General features: G+C 50.3%; 7 protein-coding genes. 2 read left to right on the top strand and 5 right to left on the bottom strand.

The window, feature by feature from the left end; genetic code table 11:
• Nucleotides 1–9 precede the first annotated feature (9 nt).
• Nucleotides 10–7,176, top strand: coding sequence for a TcdA/TcdB pore-forming domain-containing protein (locus EAE93_RS16720; protein WP_214040153.1), 7,167 nt, complete (start codon nt 10–12; stop codon nt 7,174–7,176).
• 135 nt (nt 7,177–7,311) lie between these two features.
• On the top strand, nt 7,312–7,503 hold the full coding sequence (locus EAE93_RS25345) for a DUF7706 family protein (RefSeq protein ID WP_415186297.1): 192 nt from the start codon (nt 7,312–7,314) through the stop codon (nt 7,501–7,503).
• 46 nt (nt 7,504–7,549) lie between these two features.
• Here EAE93_RS25345 and EAE93_RS16715 read toward each other — a convergent pair whose 3' ends face one another.
• The 5 genes from EAE93_RS16715 to EAE93_RS16695 form a co-directional block, all read right to left on the bottom strand.
• Nucleotides 7,550–7,945, bottom strand: a complete 396-nt coding sequence (locus EAE93_RS16715) for an NTF2 fold immunity protein (RefSeq protein WP_214040152.1) — start codon at nt 7,943–7,945, stop codon at nt 7,550–7,552.
• Between the two features lie 8 nt (nt 7,946–7,953).
• Nucleotides 7,954–8,382 (bottom strand): DNA/RNA non-specific endonuclease, encoded by a 429-nt coding sequence (locus tag EAE93_RS16710; RefSeq protein WP_214040158.1) that lies wholly within the window; start codon nt 8,380–8,382, stop codon nt 7,954–7,956.
• A gap of 187 nt (nt 8,383–8,569) precedes the next feature.
• The gene (locus EAE93_RS16705; protein ID WP_214040151.1) at nt 8,570–8,884 is read right to left on the bottom strand and encodes a hypothetical protein; all 315 of its coding nucleotides are present in this window, start codon (nt 8,882–8,884) and stop codon (nt 8,570–8,572) included.
• A 100-nt stretch (nt 8,885–8,984) separates the two neighbouring features.
• The gene (locus tag EAE93_RS16700; RefSeq protein ID WP_214040150.1) at nt 8,985–9,590 is read right to left on the bottom strand and encodes a hypothetical protein; all 606 of its coding nucleotides are present in this window, start codon (nt 9,588–9,590) and stop codon (nt 8,985–8,987) included.
• 1 nt (nt 9,591) lies between these two features.
• Entirely contained in the window at nt 9,592–9,975 is a 384-nt protein-coding gene (locus EAE93_RS16695) for a DUF2380 domain-containing protein (protein WP_214040149.1), read from the bottom strand.
• Nucleotides 9,976–10,112 lie beyond the last annotated feature (137 nt).

The following is a 10,112-nucleotide window of genomic DNA, read 5'->3' as shown; positions in this document are numbered from 1 at the left end:
AGAACCATCATGCCTAGTAACAGCTACCAGTCGCTGCTTGCATCTGCGCAGGCGACCTTTAAAGAGATGAAGAGCAAACCGAAGATCCAAATGCTGATCCAAGAGATCAAGAAGGGGTTCCGTGAAAACGGTCGCAAGTGGAGTCCTCAGCTTCTCCAGCAACAGAAAACGCTGGAACAGACGCTAGAGGGCAACGCTTATCGGCGCTACAGTAATGACAGGCCGGTCGGTATCAGTAGCCTCGATAAAAACGAGCAACAGGCATTTGTCGGTTATATCAAGGCACTGGCGACACGCGCCACGACAGTCGACATCTTGGTACAAGGCAATGAGAAAACAGCTCTGGCTTCGCAAACTGATGACGCCTTGGGCAATGCTGAAGCTTTCCGAATGCTGCCCAAGGATTTTGCGCAACGTTATGGCGCCCGCGGCAAGCTTGGCGCACGGCTGACCATCAACGTTAGCAAGGTGCATTTCAACGTGCTTGCCCGGGCATTGACCCAATTGTTCAATGATGACAATCGCGGCTGGCTGGAACAGGCCAAGATCATGGGGCCGAAAAATCTGGGCAGCCGTACCGACCAAGCCGTTATCTACCTTTCCAGAGCCGGGATCGAGCATGCCCAAACCATCGGCAAAAAGCTTAACGAACTGTTACCGGCGACAGCCTTTGTCGAACACACTCCGACTGGTATGTATCGCGTGGGCAAAGGCATTTCCTATTCTGAAACGGCCGCGGGCGGATCGAGCAGTCATGGTCAGTCCCGAGCGCAACTGATTGCGGCGGCAGGTACACACTCCTTGCTGACCGATATTCCGATCGAGAAGGCCCTGGCGCATACCTTGCAGACGCGCGGGTACGATGTACACAACCCGGCGCTGCTCTCACAAGCACTACGGGATAGTGAACTCAAAGGGGAGCTAGTGCCCATGAATGGCGGCTCTGAGCCTCGTCGGGGCAGCGCCGATATCCATCAGTTCGCCGCCAATCCTGTGTTATTCGCCAAATCCAACACCATCAACGCCGAAACACTGATCAGGTCGGGTAGCCTCCCGGCAGAAGGGAACGCCCTGCTAGTGAAAATCGGCTCAGGCTTGTACGAGCTAGACTACACCGATCGAAACGCTAATAACGATGTAGCGGCAGAAGGCGCTAACAGCATGCCAGCGTATTTTCTCGGCTACGACAGCACCGACCAAGCCAATGCGTCACCAGCCTATGTAGACATTCCTAAGCATGCGATCGCGGGAAGCTTTCTGTTTACCGGAACGCTATCGGGCGGCTCGGTGGTGGTGACCAGCCTAGATGCCAATACCTACCGGGTCTACCACGATGGCCGAGTCAACAGTTCGCTGCTATACGATAACGTGGTGATGGCAGTGGACTACAAAGATTACCAAGCAGCAGCCACCACCGAAAACCTCGCCGTGGCGTACATGCAATACGTCAATGACCAATGGCAGTTAGCGCTCCAGCGCCAGGAGTATCAGCAAGACGGCCAGACGCTTCGGCTAAAATTACGCGGCGGCGAAGAACCACTCTCGATCCAGATCGCAGACAGTCAAGTAATTGAACGCAACCAAGCTCAATTCGCCACTTACCGTGAAGAAATTCACCAACGACTAAAAAAAGTAGCTGCCCAGTTCGGGGTATCAGTCGAAGGGATCGCCGACGGTGTATACAGAGAGGGTGAGTTTTCTCTTGATCATCCCGCAATTGCCGCGTGGACCAAGCTGCGCACCGAAGTTTACGACAGGATTAACACTGATACCAAGCAGTTGACGAACAAGCGAGACAAACTTTATGAAGAGCGGCGCACTAGCTCTCGGCACGACCTGATTGACCAACAGATAAAACAGATCAATATCACTCTGGAGTACTACAAAGCGCAATACGATACGGTTCTGCGTGAAGCTAGCTTCGTCGAACAAAGCTGGTTATGGCAGCAGATCAAATCCAGGGACGGCATGGCCGCCGTGGTGCGGATCGACAATACGTCCATGCAGAACAGCGGACCGGAGCATACCAGTAGCGTGGGCGAACGTTATGCGATCGCCGAAGCTCACCAACATAATGTGCATGGTACCGCGTTTACCAATGGTCAGCGCCACTTCCGCGATATCAACATCCCCGGGCTGTACGACAGAATGTCGGCCCTGGAGATGAAGAGCCTGTTTCTCAAAGGCCAGCTCACTCCCGAGCAGCAAGGCGCTTTGAGCGTTCACATCACTGAAACCAGCCAGGCAGAGTACATCGACAAAGTATTGAAGTGGACGGCGGTGTACAGCGAGGACTTTCATCGCGCCGGAAGTAGCTTCGACCGTCTGGCGCCACAGGATTTTTACCTGTCACTGGTCGGCGACAAGTCCGGCGGCCGTTGCTACCCCTTGGTCAGGGCGATGGCGGTGGCGCTGGCTAACAACGGCGAAACAGGTATCAACAGTCTGGTGGAAAAACTCTTCCTGGCTGCCGCCGATCCCCACGCAAGCAGTTCCACGCTACTGACAAACAGTCTGATCAGACTACACTCCAATAACGTTGAGGCCGTACAAGCATCAACGGCGCGGGGGCAGGTTAAATTGTCCGAAGTAGTTTCCCTGCTAAAAGGGGCGACCAAAACCTCAATGTTCGCGCTCAATACCCCAAATCACTCAATGATGGTGGGAAATACAATCGGACTCGAAGGACGTCGTTACTATTTCTATGACCCGAATGTCGGGATTTTTGCCTTCAACGATGCAGTCAGCTTCTTCCGGGCCATGAAGAATCACTTGGTGGGGCGCAAACTGGCCGCCCACTACGGTTCGCTTGGCGACGAGTTGACCCCTATCTTCAACCTGGTGGAGATCGATACCGGCAAGATGGCAAAGGTGCCGGTGGGCAACGACCTGAACGTGGCCGACCTGACCCGCCCCGATGAACTAACCACGGTCATAGAGCAACGGCGGCAGGTTGAACAGGCGGTTAACGCCCAAGTACGGATTGCCAAGGACGCTCGGTTGCACACTGCGTTGGCGACCCTCGACGCCGAACAGTGGGGAGCGAGGTTCGCTGAGGCCAGCACACGGCTCGCCCAAGAAAACAACCTTGACCAGCGCTGGATGCCGGTGATTAGTAATACCGAAGACCAAGGCGAAGGCCGCTACCGAGTCCAGTTCATCAATCGCGACCAACCCGAGGAGACCCGTTGGGTGAGCAGCGGCGATACCACCTTTATCGAATTCCGCCGCTTCGTTGATGAACATATGCTCACCCTAAGCCAACATTTCACCTTCGAACACGGCCAGATACGGCCTAAAAGCGGTATCAGCGAAGCAGCTCCGGTTGATGGGTTAAACGCCGGGTTTGCAATACAGACGCTGATCCAATGGTTTGCCGACAAGAACCGCAACGATGCGGCACGTGGGATCGCTTCTCCTGACCTGGCCACCGCGCTCAAGGTCCACAGCTACCTCAACTTTGTCCAGATGGCTCATGGTGGCGTACAGGATGTAACCAAGATCACTGCGCTGGTGCGCACGGCGCTGCGCGGCGAAGTGATGGCCGCCGAAACCTCACTCAAGGACTTTACCTCCATCCTGGGGCACACTGTTAACGAAGGCGCAGGGGTGCTGTTTGGCGGCGCTATGGTCGGTCTGGATGCTTATGAGCTGGCCCATGCTGAGAACGATGTGCAGAAAGCGGTATTCGGTACCCAGCTAGCGTTCGACTCAGCCAGCTTCGTCACCGGTACCGCCGGAGTGGGCGCCGGGTTGATGGGCGCCTCGACAGCTGGGGCGGTACTCGGTGGGGCTGGCGTGATCCTTGGCGGGCTTGCGGTAGGCTTTACGGCACTGGCGCAAGCCTTTGGCGCGGTCGCCGAGGATGCCAAGGCGGTAGGCCGTTACTTCAACACGCTCGACGATGCCTACAAAGGCAATGGCTATCGGTATGACAACGAGAAGAAAGTGCTGGTACCCCTGCCCGGGGCTGTGATCAAAACCCTGGATCTGCGCAAGAATCAGATCGACTTCGACAGTCAATATATTTACCGCACCCATTCTGGCTCTACCGGCTCAGGGAGAATCAATTACTTCTTCTGGATCGGCGACTTTCCAAAGATGGTCCATGACCGTAGTCAGGCGATCGAGGTGCGCAGCGGCATTGGTTACAAGGATGCCTCCCGGTCTCTTGAACATGGCGACAGCAATGTTGTGATCTTGCCGGGTACACCTAAGTCCTACATCAACTACGAATACATGCAGCTCCCCGGCGCGACTACGCGTCATGATGCCGGTTTTGATGTGATCCGCAGGCTCGAAGAGGATAAACGGTTCGACTACGACTTCTACATCTTTCCGGGGGAAGTAACAATTCGTAGGATTCATCAGGAGTATGTCGCGACACCGATCGAAGTGGTGCTCGACCAACGCAACCGGCAACTGATAGTGCCCGAACTGCCCAAGGAATTACATGGCTACCTGCATTACGAGATCAAAGGCGCAGGTGGTGAGTACCTGATCGGGCTGAACGAAGGCGCCAGCGTGAAGCTCACGAGCGACGCCCCACACAATCTGGTCGGCAGTACGCCATCGCGCTGGATCATCGACAGCAGCCAGCTTGCCAGTGACAGTATCAGTGTATCGAAGAACCGACTGGTAGTTGGTGGAATGGCGGTCGAACTCGATTCAGACTGGAAAGAGCAAGTGCTGGTAGTCAACCGCAAGGGCGAAGTGCGCGAAGTCGACTTCGCCAGCCTGACAGCTCAGGTAGTCAGCGAAGATGCGAGCAAGTGGCAGGTGCCCGGCCAACAAATTGAGCAGCACCTGAATGATCTAGCCAAGGCACATCAGTTGCACGGGCAGTATGTGGTGGTAGAGAACTACAGCCACAATGGGCGTGATGTTGGTCGAGCGTTCTACGACGTGACCAACAAACGGATGCTGTTCACCGACACCACTCACGAACAGACCAAGCATGCCCAACTAGGTGCAGTGATGGGCAACCATGCCTATTTCTACGATGCCGACAACGCGGCGGCGTGGCGGGTAGACATCGCCACTGGACAGATCGACGCGCAGTTTGAGCCTTGGTTCAACCAGAGTGCGGGCCAGATCAGTCGGTTATGGCAAGAAGGGGACGCGGTTTATTTGGCTCGCCGTTATCAGCTAAAAGGGAAGGAAGCTGAACTGAGCTATCGGCTCCTCGGTGACCGAATGGAGTTGGTCAGCGCGGTGGGTGATGATGCGCTACTCCAGCTTTCGGCACGTACTGGTCGGCATGGTGATGAACTCAAAACCATACTCCAGGGCTATGAGAGCAATAGCACCCAGCGTGAAACTCCGACGTATATGTTAGGCGCACGACTAATCCAGCCGACCAGCGCGGCGCTGGTCACGGTATTCGGCGTGGATACGGCTGGCGTGGCGCATCGCTACTGGATACGCACCAGCGACGGTACGCTGATCAAGCCGAATCTGGCGCCACCGGCGGATTGGACCTTGCACTTTGAAGCGCACGAACAGACCCGCAGCGCCTGGCCGATCCCAGCCGATCTCGTGTTGGCGGGCAGCATTCCCCGCCCTGCGGGTACAGAAGTATTCTTCTTCTACAGCAAGGAACAGAAAGCCCTGTTCCGTCAAGAAGGTCCCGGCCAGACTGTTCTCGACGCCAACCATCCTAGTGCATTGCGTATCAGCACTCCAGAGTTGGCTAATCTGGTCAACCTGAACGGTAGCCTGCTCGCCATCACCGAGGATGGTCGTGTGGCCCGGCTCGATGCGCAAGGGCAACTTAACTACGAAGCGGTCAACGAACATTGGCTCAAGGGGCGTACCCACTGGTGGCGGGATCTGGCTAATATCACCGACACCACCACTCTGGCCGTGTTCGGGATCAAAGGTAGCGACGGCAAGAGCCTGTTACCGGTGTGGTACCACAACGGCCAGGTGGTGGCGGCTTCGGCAGCACTGTCAGACAAATCGTTGCAGTTCTTGGGATTCGAAATGGATGGCACCTCCGCGCGTCTCTTTGAGCCAGAAAGCGGCAAGCTGTATCGCCAACCAGCCATGACCGCGAATGCGTTGGCCGCAGCCTTTGGCGCCGACCAAGTGCTTGACGATTCGGCGCAACTTCCCGCTGCCAGTGAGTTGACGCCCGAGTTGCACCTCAAGTCAGCGCAACAAGTCGACGTCGGCATGCGCCTGATCACGGTCAAAGGCGAGATCTTGCTGCGAACCAACAACGGCGAGTTGCAGCTAGTTGGCGTTGACAAAGGCTGGCAGCAGAATAACTTGGCCCAACTGTCACAGGCACTCACCAAACTCGCCGATCAGTGGCAGGCCAAAGGGATACTGACCTTGCAGGACAACAAGGAGCCAGGCTGGTTCGATATCGGCAGCGGTCAGATATTTTCGGGTAATGGCATCCCTGTCTCGGACAATCTGCGCTTCGTAGGGATTGCCGCAGGCGAAAAGGCGGCGTATGTATACAGTCCGACGACTCAGGCGCTGTATCAGATCAAGGATGGTAACGCGCAGATGCTCAACAAGTTTACGGCAGTGGAGCGCATCGGTTCTTCCCTTCTGCTCCAAGGCGGAGGAGTTGGCGGCAGCAAAGATGATCTGACGCCGCCGATCATTGCCGGTGTCGACAGTGTGGTTCTGCATGGCGGAGCCGATGACGATACCTACCGCCTCAACAAGGCGATGTGGTCCCATTACCGTACAGTCATCATCGATAACGACGACCGAGGCCAAGCCCTAGACCGCCTGATCCTACCATTGGCTGATCCGCAGAGCATCCTAGTGAACCGCCACGATGACGACTTGGTGTTAACCGATTCCAGCAACGGAACGGCTCTGGTGGTGCGTCAGGTATTTGGCAGTCAGGCTATGGCCCATCGGCACCTGCAAATCGAGCTGGAAGGTTCCTCGTCGGTGATCAACGTGGACCACCTAGTCGAGGGCTTTACCCGACGGAGTTACACCAAGGAAGGTCTGATGGAACTGTCCTGGGCTAGCAATCAACCTGTCATCACAACCCATGCAGTTGACGCAGTACCGGGGGCGGAGAAACCGAACCTAGCCAAGCTGAGCGGGGCTATGGCCTCGTTCCCTGATACCGGCGGCGCCCGCGAGCACTTGCCGCAAATCCGTCAGGCTTCACTGTCGGTGCTGGTGTCATCGCTGTCCTAAGGTAATACCTGAAACAACAGAAGGGGCGAAATGTCCCTTCTGTCTCAGATTGCTGACAAACCTCGTTGAAAAGAGGGCGTCGCAAAAGGTTCGTGTTATCTGCGAAGATCTGCATTCTTCCTTATATAATCTGAAGTGGTGATTGAACATTTGCAGGACATTCAGTTAACCCACTTTGAAGCGCTGGCCTTAGCCCAACTGGTGAAGCGGCTGAACTGGGCGGAGATACGGGCCTGTGCCGTAAATGACGAGGAAGCGTATCAGATTAAGGATGCGATCGCTAAGCTCCAGTCGGCACTGGCATACTGTGGGTATGCGCCACGGTAGATCATAAGAAAGCCGGAAGATCTTTGTAATCTTCCGGTTTTTTTGTTTAAAGGTAATCCTGCTTCCACTTATCTCCAGAAAGCCATTCTTTCTTATCTACCCGCCATTCATTATTCTTAAAGTGCAATGTATAACGATATTTATTTTTAAATCCTGTATGTTTCTGAATTATAAAAATAGCCTTATTTTTATCCAGCTCTTTTGAGGTGATTTCATCATTATCAGGAGGAGAACTAAGCATTAATGAGACTTGCCGCCCTTGTTTTCTTTCTTTTAAGGTACAATTTTTTGAAAAAATTTCATCCAGCTCATTTTTCATTTTCTCCTTAACTATAGGGGTATTTCTTTTTCTGCTACCCTCACGGTAATAAAATACTTCCCATTTATTCATTTCTTGAATAAATGTTTCAAGAACAGATTGTGCTCTCTCAATATTGTTCATATAATCACCTAATTACTAAAGATCTTTCCAAGAATCCTCTGGCCATCTTGATAGACCAAATAAGCAACTTCTGTTGGCCTTGTACCACCATTTCCATATATAAATCTCCATTTGATGTCTACTAGGCCGTTTGTCTCAATAAATTGCCTTACTTGATCTTCAAATACCCTATACTGACCGCGATTTATTTCTGGCAATTGAGGAAATACATTCTTTTTACTGCCTTGACCGCCAAGAACGTTACCTAATATATGTCCTGCATCATCATCGTTATTACCAAGCGATCTTGCATACTTACGAGATGATGCATTTGTAACTGAGCCTGTTCCAAGAACATCTGGGGTTACAGTTGTTCTTGCTGAGCGTAACCGCCCATTTTTATCAACTTTAACTGTTGGACATTGTGCTAGACCGAACGGGTCAAATAAGCCAACTATAGCTGTATTAGGAACAACTACTTAGAGTAATTCTGCCCTAGCCTGATAATACCTTCAGTTAATATCCCATCTTATTGTTATCTGACAACGCAAGGTAAGTTTACCTGAACATTACGATCTAACATTAAAAAGCCGGAAAACTCTTATTATCTTCCGGCTGTAATTGTTTTTGATAAAAAATATTTAATTAAGGCAGTAAATTATAAATATCATTCTTTATTTTATCAAATTCTTCATTGGCTTTAATTCTCTCTTTGAAATCGTCTTTCCAAATAAAATAATCAGAAAAACTACCATTTCCTCTTAACATAGAGCCAAATGTTTGGTTAGCGCTTTCAATTGCATCTTTTGCATTTTCAAGGCTATTATAATTTGGCAGGGTCAGAGAGGTGATAATTATATTGATGCCATTTATCCAATTTCTCTCACCATTGTTATACATGGTTTCCCATAATGAAGTGAAAAGCAGTCGTAATTTTTCAGCTTGTTCAATAGAATCCATATATCACCTCAAAGGCCAATCTTGTAATACTTTGACACCATCTATTTTCCAAGGTTCTTTAACAAAAATTTGCATTTTATTCTGTCCTCCTAAATGTTTTCTATTTTTGTTCTATTGGGAAAAAGTCAAAACAATTTGGACAATTTTTCTCCATCCATTCTTTTGCTTTTGGAGTTATAAAGTACCCAATTCTTTCTATTCCCATAAAGAAATCAATATTGCTCTCATTTTTGTAACCATTTTCTATATATATATAATCTGATGGGGTAGATGTTTTTTTACTCCGATCTGAAATTAGATGTATTCTATTGTCAATTTCACCCAGCCATAAATCTGGCATATTTTTCATAGTCCAACTGTCATGAGGGTTGTTATAGATTAGATCTTCTGGTTCATGTATATCATCAACATATGATGATATATTTTCATTTTTATCCCAATTGCTCCAATCGATATTGACTATTTTTTTCTTTTCAAGTTTATAAGAGAATGAAATCCCTTTGAGTGAAGAGTGCTCTAATTTTAATTTTACTTCATTAGAAATAATTAGATTTCCATCTGCAATATAAATAGATGGGGTAAATGGACCAGTTCGTTCTATATAAACTAAATTACTATTATCATCCCAAGGGGCAAAGCCTGCCCAAAGGATTTCTCCCCAATCTCCCCATGAGTTTATCTTATTCTCTATCAAATATAGATTCATATTATCCTCCACATTTCTTATAGCGGGGTATACCATTCCTTGAGGATTTAGGGATGTTATGTTCCACCATCATTTCTTTAATATTTTTCTGTAATTCTTGTTTCGTGAAGTTAGGATTATCTTTAAACCATTGTTTAAATTGTTTGTTCCAACCAGCATCATGAACATCTATATGTTGAGTATTTGGTATCCTGGATATTTGTCGATGAATATAGTCTGTTGGATCTGAGATTCCTGCATTTTTCATTTGTATCATGAACGTTTTATCATTCATCATGGCTTGGGGTATCAGATGGTGGTCTCTCATTGTTGCTGGACCATAAAGTCTTCGCCATTCAGGGCTCACTCGGGAAAGTCCATTTTTGGTCACACCAGTAACAACCATCAATCCAAAGGGGTCTTAGGGACTGCCCCGACACGACCATACTTTTTGGCCGGGATTTTTTCTTTAATAACAACCTGTTAAAGAGCCACTTTGTCCCACTGCACTCACCCGTGCGAACCTAAAACCCCGATGTGCAC

This window comes from Photorhabdus akhurstii, assembly GCF_018448925.1.
Classification (GTDB): Bacteria; Pseudomonadota; Gammaproteobacteria; order Enterobacterales; family Enterobacteriaceae; genus Photorhabdus; species Photorhabdus akhurstii.
Note: the sequence above shows the minus strand (reverse complement) of the source record. Positions and strands in the feature narration are given on the sequence as shown.

What these genes read in the sequence shown, in the direction of transcription:
- EAE93_RS16705 (WP_214040151.1), bottom strand. Translation starts at nt 8,884, where the DNA reads ATGGATTCTATTGAACAAGCTGAAAAATTACGACTGCTTTTCACTTCA.
- EAE93_RS16695 (WP_214040149.1), bottom strand. Translation starts at nt 9,975, where the DNA reads ATGGTTGTTACTGGTGTGACCAAAAATGGACTTTCCCGAGTGAGCCCT.
- EAE93_RS16720 (WP_214040153.1), top strand. Translation starts at nt 10, where the DNA reads ATGCCTAGTAACAGCTACCAGTCGCTGCTTGCATCTGCGCAGGCGACC.
- EAE93_RS16715 (WP_214040152.1), bottom strand. Translation starts at nt 7,945, where the DNA reads ATGAACAATATTGAGAGAGCACAATCTGTTCTTGAAACATTTATTCAA.
- EAE93_RS16700 (WP_214040150.1), bottom strand. Translation starts at nt 9,590, where the DNA reads ATGAATCTATATTTGATAGAGAATAAGATAAACTCATGGGGAGATTGG.